General features: G+C 54.0%; 14 protein-coding genes. 8 read left to right on the forward strand and 6 right to left on the reverse strand.

Annotated elements, in window-relative coordinates:
* Positions 1-57: 57 nt before the first annotated feature.
* Together rplQ and JIN85_RS12545 are read right to left on the reverse strand one after the other, a co-directional pair.
* Positions 58-471, reverse strand: a complete 414-nt coding sequence (gene rplQ, locus JIN85_RS12540) for a 50S ribosomal protein L17 (RefSeq protein ID WP_200271194.1) — start codon at positions 469-471, stop codon at positions 58-60.
* Between the two features lie 34 nt (positions 472-505).
* Positions 506-1,588 carry a DNA-directed RNA polymerase subunit alpha gene (locus JIN85_RS12545; protein ID WP_200271196.1) on the reverse strand — a complete coding sequence of 361 codons (1,083 nt, stop codon included), beginning with the start codon at positions 1,586-1,588 and terminating at the stop codon, positions 506-508.
* Between the two features lie 260 nt (positions 1,589-1,848).
* Between JIN85_RS12545 and JIN85_RS12550 the strand changes: the two genes are divergently transcribed.
* The 3 genes from JIN85_RS12550 (at position 1,849) to JIN85_RS12560 (ending at position 4,253) form a co-directional block, all read left to right on the forward strand.
* Positions 1,849-2,109: a hypothetical protein gene (locus tag JIN85_RS12550; RefSeq protein WP_200271198.1), complete on the forward strand. Its 261-nt coding sequence runs from the start codon at positions 1,849-1,851 to the stop codon at positions 2,107-2,109.
* Positions 2,110-2,166: 57 nt separating this feature from the next.
* Positions 2,167-3,582, forward strand: coding sequence for a cryptochrome/photolyase family protein (locus JIN85_RS12555; RefSeq protein WP_200271199.1), 1,416 nt, complete (start codon positions 2,167-2,169; stop codon positions 3,580-3,582).
* A 77-nt stretch (positions 3,583-3,659) separates the two neighbouring features.
* Positions 3,660-4,253, forward strand: coding sequence for a methyltransferase domain-containing protein (locus tag JIN85_RS12560; protein WP_200271201.1), 594 nt, complete (start codon positions 3,660-3,662; stop codon positions 4,251-4,253).
* Between the two features lie 22 nt (positions 4,254-4,275).
* Here the strand turns inward: JIN85_RS12560 and JIN85_RS12565 are convergent, their stop codons facing one another.
* A complete protein-coding gene (locus tag JIN85_RS12565; RefSeq protein ID WP_200271203.1) occupies positions 4,276-5,463 on the reverse strand; it encodes a TlpA disulfide reductase family protein in 1,188 nt (395 codons plus the stop codon).
* A gap of 218 nt (positions 5,464-5,681) precedes the next feature.
* Between JIN85_RS12565 and JIN85_RS12570 the strand changes: the two genes are divergently transcribed.
* Complete coding sequence (locus tag JIN85_RS12570) at positions 5,682-6,644, forward strand: alpha/beta hydrolase (RefSeq protein WP_200271205.1); 963 nt, start codon at positions 5,682-5,684, stop codon at positions 6,642-6,644.
* Here the strand turns inward: JIN85_RS12570 and JIN85_RS12575 are convergent.
* On the reverse strand, positions 6,632-10,363 hold the full coding sequence (locus tag JIN85_RS12575) for a PAS domain S-box protein (RefSeq protein WP_200271207.1): 3,732 nt from the start codon (positions 10,361-10,363) through the stop codon (positions 6,632-6,634). The genes JIN85_RS12570 and JIN85_RS12575 overlap by 13 nt on opposite strands.
* 170 nt (positions 10,364-10,533) lie before the next feature.
* On the opposite strand from JIN85_RS12575, the gene JIN85_RS12580 reads away from it, so the two are divergent.
* Together JIN85_RS12580 and JIN85_RS12585 are read left to right on the forward strand one after the other, a co-directional pair.
* Positions 10,534-11,340 (forward strand): AraC family transcriptional regulator, encoded by an 807-nt coding sequence (locus tag JIN85_RS12580; RefSeq protein ID WP_200271208.1) that lies wholly within the window; start codon positions 10,534-10,536, stop codon positions 11,338-11,340.
* A 58-nt stretch (positions 11,341-11,398) separates the two neighbouring features.
* Positions 11,399-13,762 (forward strand): beta-L-arabinofuranosidase domain-containing protein, encoded by a 2,364-nt coding sequence (locus JIN85_RS12585; RefSeq protein WP_200271210.1) that lies wholly within the window; start codon positions 11,399-11,401, stop codon positions 13,760-13,762.
* A gap of 14 nt (positions 13,763-13,776) precedes the next feature.
* On the opposite strand, the gene JIN85_RS12590 is transcribed toward JIN85_RS12585, so the two are convergent.
* Positions 13,777-14,688, reverse strand: a complete 912-nt coding sequence (locus JIN85_RS12590; protein ID WP_200271212.1) for an alpha/beta hydrolase — start codon at positions 14,686-14,688, stop codon at positions 13,777-13,779.
* A 171-nt stretch (positions 14,689-14,859) separates the two neighbouring features.
* Here JIN85_RS12590 and JIN85_RS12595 point away from each other — a divergent pair, with 171 nt between their 5' ends.
* Together JIN85_RS12595 and JIN85_RS12600 are read left to right on the forward strand one after the other, a co-directional pair.
* Positions 14,860-15,573, forward strand: coding sequence for a 3-keto-disaccharide hydrolase (locus JIN85_RS12595; RefSeq protein ID WP_200271214.1), 714 nt, complete (start codon positions 14,860-14,862; stop codon positions 15,571-15,573).
* Positions 15,574-15,699: 126 nt separating this feature from the next.
* Entirely contained in the window at positions 15,700-16,368 is a 669-nt protein-coding gene (locus JIN85_RS12600) for an acyloxyacyl hydrolase (protein ID WP_200271216.1), read from the forward strand.
* 2 nt (positions 16,369-16,370) lie between these two features.
* On the opposite strand, the gene uvrA is transcribed toward JIN85_RS12600, so the two are convergent.
* On the reverse strand, positions 16,371-19,190 hold the full coding sequence (gene uvrA / locus JIN85_RS12605; protein WP_200271218.1) for an excinuclease ABC subunit UvrA: 2,820 nt from the start codon (positions 19,188-19,190) through the stop codon (positions 16,371-16,373).
* Positions 19,191-19,198: the final 8 nt, after the last annotated feature.

Consider the following 19,198-nt stretch of genomic DNA (forward strand, 5'->3'; position numbering starts at 1 on the left):
AAGCCGCCCGGGGACGAATCCACGGGCGGCTTTGAAATGAATCTCAATCAGAGGAGCTTACTTTGCAGCAACTTCCTCGGCGGCGACTTCAACGGCGTCGTCTGAAGTGGAAACCGGACGGTCCACCCATTCGATGATTGCCATTGGAGCGGCATCGCTAGGACGTGGTCCGAGCTTGGTGATACGGATGTAACCACCTTGGCGATCCTTTGCAGCTGGAGCGACCTTTTCGAACAGGCCTTTCACAGCGTCCTTCTGGCGAAGGAATGCGATCGCGAGGCGGCGGGAGTGAAGATCATCGCGCTTGGCGAGGGTGACCATCTTTTCAGCAACCGGGCGGAGTGCCTTGGCTTTGCCGAGAGTGGTTTTGATGCGGCCGTGCTCGATCAGGCTGCAGGTGAGGTTGGCGAGCAGCGAGCGGCGGTGGGATGCCGTGCGCTTGAGTTTGGTGGTGTTGCGTCGATGTCTCATCGGGTGCTTCCTTTTCTAAATGAGGTGAATGTTCTTAGTCGTCGAGGTTTTGGGCAATCAGATCGGCGAGACCGACTGGGGCTTCGTCTTCGGCACCGAGGCGTGGTGCGCGGGACGCTGCAACCGGACCGGAAAGCAGCGATGCATCGAAGGTCATACCAAGGCCAAGTCCGAGCTCGACGAGCTTGTCCTTGATCTCGTTGAGGGACTTTTTGCCGAAGTTGCGATATTTGAGCATCTCCGCTTCCGACTTCATGGCGAGTTGGCCGACGGAGGTGATGTTCGCGTTGTTCAGGCAGTTTGCGGCGCGGACCGAAAGTTCGATCTCGTTCACCGACATGTTGAGAAGTTTCTTGAGTGCTGCGTTTTCCTCGCTGGATTCTGCAGGTGCTTCTTCGAAGTCGACTGCGTTTTCGTCGTAGTTGACGAACACGTCGAGGTGGTGACGAAGAATCGCGGAAGCTTGGAGCAACGCGTCCTGTGGGGTCACGCGGCCATCCGTCCAGATGTCGAGCACGACCTTGTCGTAGTCGGTCATTTGACCCACTCGGGTGGTTTCAACCGCGTATTTGACGCGAGTCACAGGCGAGAAGATCGAGTCGATGGCGATGACGCCGATCGGTTGATCCTTGCGCTTGTTTTCGTCACCGGTGGAGAAGCCGCGACCGACGCGAACTTCGAATTCGGCGTCGAACTTCACCTTCTTGTCGAGGGTGCAGATGACTTGGTCCTTGTTGACGACTTCGTAGATGTGGTCGCCTTGAATGTCACCAGCGGTGACGACACCTTCTTTTTCAACCTTGAGGGAAAGGATGCGTGGCTCCTTTTCGTTGTGGCTGAACTTTACCTTCTTCAGGTTGAGAACGATGTCGGTGACGTCTTCAACCACACCTGGAAGGCTGGAAAATTCGTGTTGAACCCCTGCGATACGAACGGAAGTGATCGATGCACCTTCGAGCGATGACAGAAGCACGCGGCGAAGTGAGTTACCGATGGTGTGGCCGTAGCCCCGCTCGAATGGCTCGGCGGAAAACTGGGCGTAGGTATCTGAGGCGGTTTCCTCGTTGCGAACGAGGCGGTTTGGAAGCTCGAATCGAGCTAGCTTGATGGCTGACATGGATGTTTTCGTTGACCGGGTTACCCTCCTGCGAGCGATCTCCCCTGTTTCCACAGGAAAGTTGGAGGACCTACGGTGTTCTTTGAAGCTCGCGGGGCGCAGACTAAAGAGGCAGTCTGCCGCGCTGGCAACAGGATTTTTATCAAATCAAGCGAAATCCTGATGCAAAATGGAGACAAAAGGCAAAAAACCCATGAAAATGCTTGGAATCAGATGCTTGAATCAGATAAAGCTTATGGGTTGATACTTAATTTTCGGTAATGAAATCAAAAAGGAACCTCACCCGCTTTACATACGAAACTGCTGCCTTCGAAGGTTGGCGCCTGTCGCTTAGCCGAGCGGGCACCACATTCACCAAATATTTTCCCGACAAGAAATACGGCGGCGGGAAAAAATCTCTATCAGCTGCGGAGTCCGCTCTTACGGAAATTCGCGACTTATTGGACAGTGCCCGCCGGATTAATGGAAAACTGAGTGCCACCACGGTGAAGAAAGTGGAAAAGATCCTCGAATCCGCCTGATTCAACCTGGCCCTCTTTGAATAGTTGCAGGAATGGCAGCGCTTGCTTTGCTAGGGCATGCCAAAACGTGACTGTGTGATTCATTGGTTTCGCCGCGATCTCCGGATCTCGGACAACACTGCCCTTTGGCATGCTGCGAAGCGGGGCCTCCCCGTTGTCCCTGTATATATCCGCAGCGAGTGGAAAAACCATCACGCCTGGACCGGAAGCAACCGGCAGGCGTTTCTTTGTGGGTCGCTGGAATCGTTGGCTAAAAATCTACAAACCCTGGCCGGCGAACTCATCATTCGCAAAGGCGAAGCCGTTAACGAATTAGCGACTCTGATCCAGGAAACCGGCGCCAAAGCCATTTTCTACAACTCGGATCCTGATCCATTTGGGAAAAAGGTCGAAGCCGAGCTTCGCGATTACTGCAGTGAGAATGGCATCGAGTGCTGCGCTTTTCACGATGTGACACTTCATGCACCAGGCGAGGTTTTAACCAAATCCGAGCAACCTTACCGGGTTTTCACCCCATATTCGAAGAGCTGGCTCGAACTTGAGAAACCATCGCCACATCCGAAACCCGGCCCACTTCACACTCCATCCGGAATTCACTCGCTTGAACTCCCCACCATCCGGACCTGGGGATTGAAAGAACCCGAAGCGGAAATTTTAACACCTGGTGAACACGCCGCACGGCAACGATTGAAATCGGCGATCAGCGGGACGGTTCAGCGTTATCAGGAGTTACGGGACTTGCCTGCAGAAGAGGCGACGAGCCGACTTTCCCAGGATCTGCGCTTTGGCCTGATTTCCATCCGGACAGTCTATCAACGAGTGATGCAGGCTCGTGAAACATGCAAACCGACGGAGCGAAAGAACATCGACACCTTCATCAAGGAGCTCGCTTGGCGTGAATTTTATATGGCCATCCTGCACCACTTCCCGGATGTCCTGAAGCACGAGTTCAACGAGGACTGGCGCGGTTTACCCTGGAATGAACCGGGCGAATCCTTTGAAGCGTGGAAGGAAGGTAAAACGGGCTTTCCCATCATCGACGCCGGCATGCGCCAACTTAAACAAACCGGCTTCATGCACAATCGGGTGCGGATGATCACCGCCATGTTCTTAACCAAGGACCTGCACCTCGATTGGAAACTTGGTGAGTCCTGGTTCATGCAACATTTGGTCGATGGCGAAATCGCCTCGAACAACGGCGGCTGGCAATGGTCCGCCGGCACCGGAGCCGATGCGGCACCGTATTTCAGGATTCAAAATCCATGGACGCAAACGGAACGATACGATCCCGCTGGCAAATACATCAAACGCTGGGTCGAGGAACTCAAGGATGTGCCAGCTGAACGCTTCATGGCTCCACCGAAAAATGGTCGTCCGATTGCCGATGGGTATCCACTCCCAATCGTGGATCATAAAACCGAACGGGAGAAAACACTGGCAATCTTCAAAAAGCATCGCCCGGCGAAGCACTAAGAACATCGTAGGTCCAGGAACTGGAATCGCCCCACAATCCCATTGCGAACCGATTCCTGAGGGCACACTGTCCAGCCATGGATTGGAACAGCCGATACGCAAATCAGGACACTCCCTGGAACAAAGGGACTCACACGCCGGTTTTGGAAGAGTTCCTGGCTCGCCACGCAGAAAAATTGCACGGAAAAGTCGCAGTGCCAGGCTGCGGTGCAGGGCATGACTGCCGTTGGCTGGCGGAGATTCCAGATTGCGAAGTTTCTGGGTTTGATATCGCCCCATTGGCCATTGAGGAAGCGCGCGGGCTGGATGTGGCAGAAAAAGTTAGCTACCGCCTTTATGATTTCCTCAATCCGTGCCCCGATGACACCGAGGGATTCGATCTACTGTGGGAGCACACCTGCTTTTGCGCTTTGGAGCCGTCCATGCGCGATGGCTATTTAAAAACTGCCGCCACTTTATTGAAACCGGGCGGAAGGGTTGCGGGTGTGTTTTTTATCAACCCCGAGATGGATGAAGGCGAACAAGGCCCCCCTTTCAAAATCAGCGTCGAGGAGTTGAAATCCGCTTGGGACGCGGCGGGATTTGAAATCCTCGATTCCTGGACCCCGACGAGTGGGTATGATGGCCGGATCGGCCGCGAACTTGCGCTGATGCTGCGCAAGCGCGGCTAGATCCGGCTCAAACAACCAATACTTATTCCTTGGAATCTTTCTCGGCAGCAGCTTTCGCGGCGGCAGCTTTCTCTGCCGCTTTCTTTTGCATCTCAAGCTGCACGTTTTTGATACCTTCCTTGAGCCACCCCGAAAGCTCTTCTTCGGTTGGCATCTCACCCTCATGGAGTTTTTCCGAGTAAGGCCTGATCAAGAACACCAAATAAGGCGTGCCTGCTTGTGGAGTGACCGGATTTTTGGCGATTTCCAGAGCTTCATCAGCCGTCTTCACCGCTTGTTCCTTGTCGCCAAGGAGCCACTGCAGCTTGGAAGCCTGAAACACGGCGATCGGATCCCTGCGGCCGGTTGAATTCGTTTGTTGCAACGGCTCGAGCAATTTGCGGAACAGATCTTCCGGGATGTCCTCACGCATCCAGCTGACAAGCTGAGCGATCACGTTCGCCTTCACCGGGCGCTTGTCTTCGCTGGTGGACATCAGTTCGTTATCGAGCGCTGCCCAGTCTTTTTTGGCGACCTTGACTTGCAGATCCATGGTAGGAAGCATGGCGTTCTTTGGATCGAGTTCTTTGATCTTATTGAAAGCGACTTCCATCGCCGCGCCATCATGAGCGGAGTTAGCCTTAGCAAACGCTTCCCGTTGCTGCTGGACGATCTCGACGTTCTTTTTAGCGGTCTCGATGCTGGCAAGCGCCTTTTCCTGAGCGTCTCCACCTGCCAGAAGTCCTTCAACGACTTCGTCCGTGATGAAGGTTGGGTGAATGTTCAGCAAAACTTTGCCATCCTTCACCACTAAGGCACGTGGAATGGAATTCACCTCTGCCGGCTTAAGCCATTCCGTTTCAAAAACACCACCTCTGCCGGTGTAAGCCACCGGATAGGACATGCCATCGCCTTTTTTCGCGACAAACTCAGCAACCTTGTCTTTGCCGTCTTCGAAAACGTCCATGCCGTAAACCTCGAAGCCCTTGTCGTGGTATTTGTCGTAAAGTGCATCAACGTGTGGAATACCCAGAACGCATGGCATGCACCAGGTCGCCCAGCATTCGAACATGTAGACTTTGCCGGATTCCCATTGAGTTGGCGCGGAGCCTTGGATCCAGTCCAGTTTGCCGAACACCTCAGGGGTTACGCTGTCACCTTCTTTTTGGGCCGTAGCTGTCAGACACGAAGCAGCTGTGATCCCTAACGCGATCAAGGTTTTGAATTTCATGATGGATTAAGGGAATGGTTACAGATGCTTATGTCAATCACCGCAACATAAATCACTGGAAATCAGCAGCAAATAAATTCCACATAATCGCGACACAAGTCCAATTGACATACAAAACCGCAAAGAAGAATATATGACAAAATCCATATTCTTAGTAAGGTTTAACTTAGGTAAAACGTTTTGGATATAGATTTCCAATCATCTCCGTATCACGTGCCATGAAAGTTCCGATTTTGCTGAGTTTTGCCTCTACGCTCCTCATGACCGCCAATTCGCTCAACGCCGAGGCAACCGCCCGCTCGATCGAAATCGGCCCCGATTATCAGGATGCAGCGGAATTGCACATCACTTCAGAAATCCAACGCGGAACGATCGAGAAATTTGTGATGGAATCCAAGGATAGCGCGCTCTATCCCGGCATTGCGAAAAACCGTGAAGGGACGGTTCCGTATTCACGAAAAGTTGCCGTTTATTTACCATTCAATCTGGATTCTAACAAAACCTACCCGCTTTTGGTGGTTCAGGATGGAACTGGATATATCGATGTCGTTTCCAAATCGCTGGATGCCCTGATCGCACAAAAACGAGTCCCTGCGATGGTGGCGATCCTGATCGCATCGGGCGGAGGAGATGCCCAGGGTAGCGAACGCGGACTCGAATACGACACGCTCAGCGGCAAATATGCCGAGTTCATTGAAACCGAAGTCATTCCCCGGGTTGAGAAGGATTATAAGGTGAAAATTACGACCGATCCCGAGGGCCGGGCAACCATGGGCGGAAGCTCAGGTGCCGCAGCAGCTTTCACCATGGCCTGGTTCAGGCCGGACCTGTATCATCGAGTGCTCAGCTATTCCGGGACATTTGTGAACCAGCAGTCCCCTTTGAATCCGGAAAGCCCGCATGGAGCATGGGAGTATCATGAAAATCTGATCCCGAATGCTGCCAAAAAACCGATCCGGATCTGGATGGAAGTCAGCGAGCATGATAATGGATACGATCGCGATGAAGCCTCACTTCACAACTGGGTGATGGCGAACGATCGAATGGCGGAAGTTCTCAAAGCCAAAGGCTACGAATACCGATACGTGTTCGCCAAAGATGCCGGGCACACCGACGGCAGAGTCACCAAACAAACACTGCCCGCCGCATTGGAATGGCTGTGGCAGAGTTACCCGCGCTGATGATGAATTGCGTTACTGGCGGCCGCCAATGTCTCCCGTAAAAGACTCCTGCGGATGGGTTTGTTCAAGTAGCCGGACATCCCCACCTCGAAGCAAAGTTCTCGATCCGCGGCGACGGTGTTTGCCGTGAGCGCAACAATGTAAATCGGTGAACTGCCCTGCTCCCGCTCCAGTCTACGGATCGCTGCGCAAGCCTCAATGCCGCTCATTTCGGGCATTTGCAAATCCATCAGAACACAATCGATTGGTTCGTTCTGATAAATCTCCACCGCTTCTGCGCCGTTGAACGCGGAAAACGGCTCATAGCCAAGTTTGCGCAAAACGGACAGGGTGAGCTTCATGTTGATCCTATCATCCTCTGCCACCAAAATCCGCAGTGGATACTCTGCGGCGAATTTCTCATCCAGCACCATGGGGAGCGCTCCAGATTTCTCGCAGGCCGCTGCTTCCACGGCATCCAATGGAATCAGCAACTCGAACACAGAACCTGCACCATTCCTGCCATGCATCGTCAAGTCCCCGCCGAGCAATCCAGCCAGTCTCTTGGAAATCGCCAGACCCAACCCGGTTCCACCATGCTTTCTGGATGCACCCGCATCGGTTTGCGAAAATGGCGCAAAAATCAATTCCTGCTCCGCATGTTCAACTCCTATGCCGGTATCGATGACCGAAATTTTCCACCAGGTAGATTCTCCGGCTCGCAGGGGTGAAGCGATGATTTCGACCAATCCCTCGTCCGTAAATTTGATCGCATTGCCCACCAAGTTGAGCACGATCTGCCGGATTCTACCCTCGTCCCCCAATAGCTTCTCGGGGACTTCCCCAGATATATCCAAACTGAGTGTGATCCCTTTTTGGCTGGCAGTCGGCAGCAGAAGCTGTCGGATACCTCGAAGCAGATCGCTAAGCGAGAACGGGCGACGTTCCACCCGTAGAGCACCAGCTTCGCTACTGCTGAAATCCAGAATGTCATCGAGAATCCGCAACAATGCCTGAGCGCTTTGATGCAGCGTAGCGGCATATTCGTGATTCTCCGCAGTCAGATCCGGCGACTTTGCCAGTAATTCCGAAAATCCGATGATGCCGTTCATTGGAGTCCGGACCTCGTGACTCATGACCGCCAGGAATTCACTTTTTGCCTTTTCTCCAGCCTGGGCGCGAACCGTCAACTCACGTTGTAAATCGAGAGCCTTCGCCAGATCATTGGTTCGTTCAGCGATGCGATCCTCGAGTTTGGCATTAAAGCTCCGGAGCTCGCTTTCAATCTGCCGTTGATGAGTAATATCGCGAGAAACGGCCAGGAGACGAACCGGCGTGCCATTGCCATCATGGATCGGTGAGACGACAACATCCCACCATTTCGGGGTTCCCGCAAATGTCGCACAAAACGCCTGGAATCTGCCATGGTTCCCTTTCAGCGCCTCCTCCATGGCACTGCGGACCATAGGCTGATCACGCTCACCCCAAAATGAGATCCAATCACTTCCCTCAACCAAACTAAGATCGCCGATTTCGAGGGCTTTCCTTCCCTGCTCCGCCATCTGCAACAGCTTGCCATCGAGGCTGATGACCTTGAGACAATCTTCCGTGCTCTCGACGATGCTGCGGTTGTATTCCTCACTTTCTCGCAGCTTCTCCTCCGCAAGCTTACGCTCATGGTGTTCGATCGCGAACATCACGGAAGCGGCCAAGCTGCTGGCAAACTTGATTTCTTCCGGTATCCATTGGCGTATCTCTGAAACTTGCTCACAGCAAAGTACCCCAACCAATCTACCTCCGGTGCGAATCGGAATATCGAGCATCGATCTTATCCCATTCGGTTTGAGATAATCTTCAGCCAGGCATCGGGTCGATTCATCTGCCATCGCATCAGCTGCAACCACCGGGAGAAATTGGGAAAGCGCCTCCAAATAAGGCCTGTAGTCCTGCTTCTTCAGTTCATTCCCAGCACTGAATTTCAGGCTATCAGCGTCATACAATGCCGCACATCGGATCAACGACTTGCTGTCATCATAGATCCAGACACTTGCCCGATCAATGTGCAAACTTTCAAGACACTCCTTCGCCGCAAGCTGATAGAACTCGGTAAGGCTTGAATATTCCGCATCGCGGAGATTCAGCAGTGCCCGCTGGAATCGTTGGATTCTAGCAGCTCTTTCTTGTTCCCGAATTTGGACCCTGCGCTCGTTGGTGACGTTCCTGAGAACCAACACCACTCCGACAATTTCCCCATCCGAGTTTCGGATCGGTGCCGCGCTATCCGCAACCGGGCACTCTGAGCCATCGCGGTGAATCAGCACGCTATCCATCGCAAGGTCGACGGTATTTCCCGTAGTTAAAACCGCTTCCACCGGGATTTCCACGGCTTCGCGGGTGATCTGATGAACGATTTTGAAGACCTCGGCGATCGGTAATCCCCTTGCATCCGCCAGCGACCAACCGGTCAACCTTTCGGCAACCGGATTCATTCTCAGAATGTTGCCGCGACCATCCGTTACCACCACCCCATCACCGATCGATTGCAGGGTGATGGCTAAATTCTCCTCGCTTTCGCGCAAGGCTTCCTGAGCCTGCATGAGCTCGGTGACATCCCTGGCCACCGCATAAATTGAGCCTGAATGGATTGAGGAAATTGCATTCCAGGACAGGTGCTTCCAGCTGCCATCTTTACAAAGATAGCGATTGGTAAAGTTCGTCGTGCTGTATCGGGTTTCGACGGAGTTTACGAGAAACTCCATCTCTTGCAGCGTAGCAGCCCGATCATCGGGGTGGATGAACTCGATAATGGGGCGCGAAGTCAGTTCGCTCTCCGTGTAATGCAGGGTGCGCAGAAATGCCTCGTTCACCCGCACGAATCTTCCAGAACTGTCGGCAAAACACATCATGTCCACCGATAGCTCAAAGAACTGCTCCAACTCTTCAGTCCGATCCCGGAGCGTATCCAGCATCTGGTTGAAATTGCGCGCCAGAACTCCAAATTCGTCCTTCCCACCAGATTCCATCCGGCGCGCCCGATCCCCGCTTGCTATTGCCTCTGCGTCAGAAGCCATTGCCTCAAGTGGCGGCACGATGAGACGAGTCAGGCCGATGCAGGCAGCCGCTGCAATCACGGCTGCGATGCCGATGCTCGCGATCAAAATCTTGCGGGAACCCACAATGATTTCCAATGCACTCTCTGCCTCAGATGCCATGTCAGAGCTGGATTTCCGATCATAGCCACCTAGCCGGGGCAACACGAGATCATCCAAAATGGCAATGATCTCAGCTTTTGATTGAGTCTGATCTTCACCAAAACCCTCAGCCAGCAGTTTAGAGATCCGCGATATACCGGATTCCACGTCCGCCAAAAAACTCAGCTCATATTGCTCTTCTCGGGACCGCTGTTCCGCCCTTAAGTTCTCAGCAGTCGATCTGGCATTTTGGGTAGCCTGTTTTGCTCGCTCATAATTGCGTTGAAGCTCCGCAAGCGATGCATCCACTTGAGCTAATTCTTCCGCGCTAAGTGTGCCTGGATTCCCGACGAGGATTCGGATTTCCATCGCTGATTTTAACATCTTACCGGCCGAAACATCTTCATTGTAAGAAGTCCGGTAGGCATCCCGAAGATGAACCTCCACCTGTTGGGATCTCCAGATCTCAATTGCCCCCTGAAACAGCATCATCAAAACCACCACGGAAAATCCGACCAGTAATTGATTCCGAATGCTAAATGACTTCATGGGAGAGAATTGAACTGAAGACGCTTTATCACCGTTTCATGGAAAGTCTGGAGCCTATGTTAGATAAGGTCTAGCATCGAATCGAAAACAAATCCTAATCTTTAACACTCCCAACAACCCAATTTGAACGGGATTGGGACGTGACCTCAATATCATCTTTAAAACCCGTTATGGGAGAGAGCATTGTCATCGGAAAACGCACCAAAGAGATTGTTAAGGGGTATTCCCAGGAACTGACGAGCATCGGACTCATGGCGGCTGGCAAGACGACAGCCCATGCACCCTATCAGATTATCCGCGATCAATTGAAAGGCGGCCATCTGATCGCGACCGTTGCAGGACAAGGCGAATTCCTGATTCAAGACCAATGGTGCAAAAGCACTGCCGGCTCCGTGTTTATCGCACCGCCAGGAGCTGCTGAATCTTTTAGACCCGCCAAAGGAAAATCATGGACGTTCTGCTGGCTCCATACCTACCCGGCATTTTTCCATGATTTCGAACCGACCACCTGCGGTCTGTTCGATGCGGATATCACATTATTTTGCCACGCGATCGAAGGTTTCATCCACTCCTCACTATCTGAAGACTATGCATCTACAGCAGCGCCCTGGGCGGACTTGATCCGAATCTACGCCCAACGTTTCATGCACGCTCAACGCGGGCAAACGCGCCTGGACAAACTCTGGGCAGCAGTGGCCATGGATCCGGGTAAAGCATGGGATGTGGAAGCACTGTGTCGGATCGCTGCCGTGAGCCGCGAACAACTGCGCGTTTTTTCACGCCGGGAAACCGGGCGCTCGCCGATGCAGCAAGTGACCCACCTTCGCATGCTCCGAGCGATCGAGCTTCTTCAGACTTGCTACTACAAGTTGGAAGTCGTTGCCGAATTGGTCGGTTACGACAACGCCTTCGCCTTCTCCAATGCCTTTCTCAAATCCACCGGCAAACGCCCATCGGCATACCGGTCGATCCAGTAGGTTTTTTGGGATTTAAGACATTCCAACCGCCGGCAAATCGATAGAGACTGAGCCGATCATGTTTCCTTTTTCCCGTCGCCAACTCATGGTGTCCGCTGGCTTGGCTTGCTTTGTCGTAGCACCAGCTGCCGGACAATCGGCTGTGCCGAATCGTCCCCCACTGCAATCCACGCCCTTCATTGCACTCGATCTCGGCTCGGTGAAACCGATCGGGTGGTTGCAGCATCAACTGGAAATGCAAGCTGACGGCCTAACGGGTCATGCTGAGGAAGTGATCCCTGAACTTGGACCAGAAAACGGCTGGCGCGGCGGCGATGGCGAAGCCTGGGAAAAAGGTCCCTACTATTTGCGCGGACTGGTCAGTCTTGCCTATGTCAGTGACGATCCGAAGTTGAAACGAAAAGCACAAACGTGGATCGACTGGTTGCTTGAGCATCAGCTAGAAAACGGACAATTCGGCCCGACATCCGGCCAGGATTGGTGGCCGCGCATGGTCATCACGTGGACTCTGCGAGACTACTACGAAGCAACTCGGGATCCACGCGTCATCCCCTTCCTCACCCGATACGCCCACTACATGCAGGCGACCCTTCCTAACCAACCTCTGGAGGAATGGGCGAAGGCGCGTGCTGGCGATCAGATCGACACCTTGCTCTGGCTCTACAACCGCACCGGGGATGAGTTCTTGTTAGATTTGGTCGACTTGTTGCGCCAACAAGCCAACCAATGGGAAACGTTTTACCGCACGCTGCAGGGATCTCCTGAAGATTTCCGGATCAGCCACGGTGTGAATGTTTCCCAAGCCATGAAGTATCCTGTGGTCACCTGGGAACGGACCGGCAAAGCCGAAGATCGCGAGGTATTTGAGCAAGCCTGGAAACAACTCACCGCCAAACATGGTCTCTCAATCGGCATGTGGAGTGGAACAGAACCTCTCGCCGGAAAATCCACCACTCAAGGCGTGGAGATGTGTTCCATCGTTGAGCAAATGCTCAGCAGCGAAGTCGCCCTTGGCGCCTTGGGCGATCCTCAAATGGGTGATCAACTGGAACGAATCGCATTCAACCTTCTACCAGGCGGCACAACCAAAGAGTTCAAGCAATTCCAATACTTCACTTTGCCAAACGCGCCGGTCGCCATTCGCGGAACTCCCGGTGAACTGCCGTTTGCAGATGACCACGGTGACGATTTATTGGTGAGTCCGCATTCAGGATTTCATTGCTGCTGTTACAACCTTCACATGGGTTGGCCGAAGTATGTGCAACATGCGTGGATGGCAACAAACGATGGAGGACTCGCCGCAGTTGCCTATGGACCTACCGAGGTGAAAACGACGGTGGGAACTACACCAATCACCATCACCGAGACCACCCACTACCCATTCGAAGACAGCATTCATCTGAAAGTCAGTCCTTCGGCGCCGGTTCGATTTCCGCTGAAACTCCGCATCCCGGGGTGGAGCAAAAATCCGCGTCTGAGCGTGAATGGGCAATCCGTCGATTCCGTGACCGCTGGATCATTCCACACTTTGGACCGCATTTGGAAATCCGGCGATACCGTCGAGCTCGATTTCCCAAGTGAGCTGAAAACCGAAAATGCATTCCATGGCTCCGCCACCATCTGGCGCGGCCCCTTGGTTTTTTCCCTGCGGATTCAACAGGATCTGAAAACCGTTACCCGGATCGGCAAGGGCTTTAATGAAATGGAAATGCGACCTGATAGCCCATGGAACTACGCCTTGGATCTCGATCGCAATCGTCCTGCATCCGACGTGAGGATTTCCCGCTCCAAAATGCCGGTCAATCCATGGGAGCCTGACACCACACCGATCCAGCTCACCGTTTCCGCCAAGCGCGTTCCGGATTGGGGCTTGAGACTCAGCAATCGCATGGCGCAGGAAGTTCCCATGAGTCCGGTATCAAGCGATGAACCGCTTGAGAACATCACACTGGTGCCATTTGGCTGCCAGACCTTGCGCATCACCGCCTTCCCCTTGCTATGTGGTGAGCCGATTTTGGAACCCGGAATCACCGCTTCACATCACCACGATGCGCTGGATGAAATTCTCACCAATCCACTCCCCAAAAACTCGCTTGGCATCGGGCTGCCACGATTCACGTTCTGGGATCATACCGGGAGCCAGGAGTGGATCAACTGGACTTTCGATCAACCGCGCGACGTTTCATCCCTGGCCGTTTACTGGTTTGACGATACCGGCTCCGGTCGCTGCCGGGTGCCGAGCTCCTGGAAACTGTTGTATCAAAGTAAGGGTAAATGGCTTCCAGTAACCAACTCTGGCGAATTCGGAACCGCAAAGGATCAGCTCAATCACGTAACCTTCAAATCCGTCAAGACGACGGCAGTCCGGCTGGAAATCCAGCTTCAACCGGATGCCTCAGCCGGAGTGCTGCTACTAAAATAACCGTAGTAAGCGTTTCAGCTGGTCCAATGTTTCGACAAGAACCGCGTCATCAATTGGATCTTCTCCGCCGTCGTAAATTCGGGGCCGCCATGGCCCGCGCCATCGATGACATCCAGCGTGACATCCACCCCGACAGCCTTGAGCTTTTCGTAAAGTCGCTCGCTTTGGCTTAGTGGAACGAGTGGATCCTTTGTGCCCTGCATGATCAGTGTGGGCGCGGCATCCTTTGTCACCCAACTGACCGGGCTAGCCCGTTTGGCGAGTTCCATTTTACCGGAAATCGGTCCGCCAAGCAGTTTTGCCAGCAGCGAGTCCGGATTGTCAGGAGCCACCATGGGAACCGGCTGATTTTCCGTGTATCCCACAATGTCTGCCGGCCCGAACCAGTCGATCACCGCCTGCACGGCGCTGGATTGATCCAGGTTCGCGCCGACGTCGAAATCCTTGATTTGCCCGGTCACCCCGAGCATCGCCACCAAATGGCCGCCCGCGCTGGCTCCCCAGGCAGCAAAGCGATCCTTCGAGTAGCCGTAATCGTCTGCATGCGCCCGCAACCAACGGACGGCCGCCTTGCAATCTTCGATCTGGGCCGGGAATGGCGCATCCTGACTGAATCGATACTCCACGCTCGCGACCGCAACGCCCATCTTCAGCATCTGCAGGCCTGGCGGGTTATCTTTCGAGCCACCTACCCAGCCACCTCCATGGATCCAGATCAGGAGCGGCCCCTTCGGATGATCAGGCAGATATAAATCGAGCTTCTGTCTGGCATGGCCGTTTTCCACATAGGCAAGATCGCGCAAAATTTTAGGCGACTTCGAGGATTCCGCCTTTTCCTTTTCTTCCTGAGCGCAAGCCGGATTGGAGAAGCAGGTGAGCGCTGCGACTGAGAGACATAGAGCCATCAAAACAGAGAAAGATTTCATGCATTTCAATCAATTACCCCACTTTCTAGCGGTTTGATCGCTGGATGGCAATTCCGCCTTTTCCTCATCTCTCCGCATCCGGAATGGAGGTGATGTGCAATTTTCTAGCGATTTGCTTAAATCTCCACATCGCTTGACAAGCCACGCATCAACGCTTCGTATTCGGGCACGATGAAATTGCAAATTGCCAGTCTTGCTTGCGTCATTGCCTTGGGCGTTACCTCCGCTTTCGGTGCCGACAACTCTCTCACCCCGACTCAAAAGAAGGACGGTTGGAAGCTCCTCTTCAACGGGAAAACTCTCCGCGGATGGAACAACTTCAAATCCAAAGACATCAAACCAGGCTGGAAAGTCATTGATGGTGCGCTGGTCTGTGAAGATCCGCACAATGCAGGCGACCTCTGCACCGAAGACGAATACGATTGGTTCGAGCTCGAATTCGATTTCAAGATGGGCGAAGGTGCAAACAGTGGCGTGATTTTCCACGTGACTGAAAAAGAAGGCGCTGTCTGGGCAACCGGTCCTGAAATTCAGCTCGAGGACAACCCGAAGGCTGCCGACCCGCAAAAATGCGGCTGGCTCTACCAACTTTACAAACCAGAAGACGATCCTAAGACCGGCAAGCCTCTGGATGCCACCAAGCCTGCTGGCGAGTGGAACCACATGCGCATCGTGATCAGCCCAGAGAAGTGCGAACACATCGTCAACGGCGTGAAGTACTTCGAATACGACATCACCAGCGACGACTTCAAAGAGCGCGTCAAAAAGAGCAAATTCGGCTCCATGCCAAACTTTGCCAAATCAGACAAAGGTTTCATCGCTCTCCAAGGCGACCACGGCCAAGTGTCCTTTAAAAACATCATGATCAAGAAATTGAAGAAGTAACTCATCAATTTCTCATCGACGATTCTACAGACTAAACGCGGTTCCTCACACGGAGCCGCGTTTTTTTCATTTGCAAGCGCGCCGTCTTTTTCGTGTGAAACCCGCATCTCAACTTGCTCCCTGGTTTTGATCACTTCACATCTACTTAAGTCCATCTCCCGCGTCGTCCCCGTTTTGGCATTCACCGCCGCAGTCTCACCCTGCGCTCATGCATCCATTACCTTCATTCCCGCTGAAGACACCGATGCTGAACATCTCTGGGCCTTCGAAACGGGTGTCGCCTTCATCACCAACAACAACATCAACGAAATCGTTGGCGCTGACCACGTGACCGTTGATTCCGGCGATGCCGGCGGCGAGGTTTACTCCTTCACCGCATCCCGCCATCTGGGCGATCTCCGCATCTCAAACGGCAACTGCACCTTCCAGCCTCAGCTAGAACTGCCTCTCACTCTGGGCATCATCGATGAAAACAGCCGTGATCCGTTCTTGGAATACCGCGCTTCATTCGTCGTGCGCTGGGTGGATTTTCCATGGAATGATTACGTGAAAACCACCTTTGCAACCGGCCTCGGACTGAATTATTCATCGAAGATTTACCTGATGGATATCCAGCGCCATCCGGATTCCGATCGCTCGAATCTGAAATTCAACTGGCCGATCCAGCTGACCCTGGCCCTGCCAAATCATCCGGAACAGGAACTCCAGCTTTACATTGAGCACCATTCCGGTGGCCACGTCTTTGATCGTGGTGGCATCAACAGCCTGGGTATCGGCTATCGCCGTAGTTTCTAAAATCAGCGGCTGCGAAGGGCTTTACCGGTCGGTGATTGGTCGTTGTCGATCAAACCAGCTGGTGGCCCTTCCGCGACGAGGGTGCCACCGTTCACACCTCCGCCCGGGCCAAGCTCGATCACCCAATCCGCTGCGGCGATGACATCCAGGTGGTGCTCCACCACCAACACGGTATGACCGGCGTCCCGCAGTCGGAAAAAGGCCTGCAACAGCCGTTCGACATCGCCGAAATGCAACCCGGTCGTCGGTTCATCGAACAAATACAGGGTATGCGATGACGCAGGCTTTGAAAGTTCGACCGCCAGCTTCAACCGCTGCGCCTCACCACCGGAAAGGGTATTCGCGGGTTGCCCTAATCTCAGGTAACCAAGCCCCAATTCCTCCAGCACTTCCAGAACCCGGAACAATTTCGGGATCGGCCGGAAGAACACCGCGGCTTCACTGACGGATAAATCCAAAATTTCAGAAATCGACTTCCCTTTGTAAGTCACTTCCAGCGTTTCCCGATTGAATCGCTTGCCGCCACATGCCGGGCACACCACCCAGGCATCCGGCAGGAAATGCATCTCTATTTTCAGCCGTCCATTGCCCATGCAACGGTCGCAACGCCCGCCAGCGGCATTGAAGCTGAATCTCCCGGGCGCATATCCGCGTTGTTTCGAGAGCGCGAGCTTGGCAAACAAATCCCGAATCAAATCGAAAGCTCCGGTGAAGGTCGCAGGATTGGACCGCGGACTGCGGCCGATCGGCGATTGATCCGCCACGACATATTTCTCGATTTGCTCCAGCCCATCGATGCCATCGTGCGCTCCGGGAACTTCTCCTGCATGATGGAAATGCCGCGCAAGTGACCGGCGCAGAACATCATCTGCCAACGTGGACTTGCCACTGCCACTCGGACCACTCAGGCAAACCAAACGCCCAAGCGGAATCGCAACATCGATCCCGCGCAGGTTGTGCTCGCGAGCACCCCGGATCACCAATTGACCTAGCCCTAAATCGGCTGCGGTTTGTCCTGCGAATCGTCTCTCTTCCCGCAACCAATTTCCGGTGGGTGAGGAAACGGCATCGGGTTTTCCTGCAGCGAGCACGGCACCACCGAGAATACCGGCCCCAGGCCCCATATCGACCAACCAATCCGCTGCGCGAATGATTTCCTCATCGTGTTCTACGACAACTACCGTATTTCCAAGATCCCGCAAACGTATGAGCGCGCCGATCAACCGCGCGGTATCGGCGGCATGGAGACCGATGCTTGGTTCATCCAACACATAGATCACACCGGAAAGAGCGGAACCCAGCTGGGTTGCCAGCCGGATGCGCTGAGCCTCGCCACCGGACAGGGTTCCACTGGTCCGATCCAGGGTGAGATATTCCAACCCGACCTCCGCCAAGAAGGATAAACGCTTTTGCACATCTGTCGCTAAGCGTTGGCAAATCTCCTCCTTGCCCGGATCTGGGCGAAATCCACTCAACCACTCCGCCGCCGCTGCCACATCCAGCGCACAAAAATCCTGAATGCCGAGCCAACGACCGCCGGCTCCTTCGATTTTCACTGCCAGCCATTCCTTTTTGAGCCGCCGCCCTTCGCACACCCGACATGGCCGATGCGCCATCACCCTTGCCAGCCGACGTCGCACCGCCTCACTGCGTGCTTCGTGATACTTCCGCATCGCTTCCACGCAAAGGCCTTCATATTTTTTCAGCTGAGGCTTCTTTTCAGCACCGATTTTCCAGCCCGTCACCAAGGACCCACCATCTAACAAAAGGGACCTGGCCTCTGCCGGTAGCTCGGGAAAACTCGTATCGTCCGACAAGTCAAACATCGCCAGCAATGCCGTGGTCTCGCGTTTGAATTGCCCTTCCCTGCTGGATTTTTCCTTCCACCACCCACTCAATCCACTTCGCAACAAAGGTTTTTTTGCATCCTCCAGCAACAACATGGGATCGCAAAACATCTCTGTTCCAAGACCTTCGCACGCGGAACACGCGCCGAGATGGGAGTTGAACGAAAAATGTTTGGCGGAAAGTTCACCTACCATGAATCCCGTCGTTGGATTCCGGTAAGACGTTTGGAAGGAAACATCACTCCACCCATCCGCTCCGGGGGCTTGCACACTGGCCCGCGCCTCGGTGCCGCACAAGCGCAGCGCGGTTTCGACCGAATCCGCGAGCCTCGATTCCACCCCTGCTCTGACGACAAATCGATCGACCACGATCTCGACCCCCATCACCGTATCCGGCCAGGCTTTCGCGGCTTCCTCGATTTCAAGAACTTCGCCATCCACGCGCACCCGCACAAAGCCCTGCCGTTGCAAATCCCCGAGCAGGCGCTCCGCATCCGCAAACTCCTCCTTCGGCACCGGGGCTAACAACACCACCTTGCTTCCCTCCTCAAGTGCTGCCAGGGCCGTGACAATATCTGCCGACCCCATCCGCTGCAGCCTCTCTCCAGTTTCAGGATCATGCGGCACCCCGGCAGCTGCCCACAGCACCCGGAGGTAGTCATAAATTTCTGTCGCGGTTGACACCGTGGATCTCGGATTCAATCCTCCGCTTCGTTGTTCGATCGCGATCGCCGGGCTCAGGCCTTCGATTGCATCGACATCCGGCTTCTCCAGCTGATCCAGAAACTGCCGGGCGTAGACCGATAGCGACTCGACATAGCGCCGCTGCCCTTCTGCATAAAGTGTATGAAAGGCCAATGAGGATTTCCCGCAACCGCTGGGTCCGGTGATCACCACCAACTTTCCGCGCGGGATATCCAGATCGACATTTCTCAGGTTGTGCTGCCTGGCACCTCGGATGCGTATCGTGTCCACCTCCCAAG

Source organism: Luteolibacter pohnpeiensis (assembly GCF_016595435.1).
Lineage (GTDB): Bacteria > Verrucomicrobiota > Verrucomicrobiia > Verrucomicrobiales > Akkermansiaceae > Luteolibacter > Luteolibacter pohnpeiensis.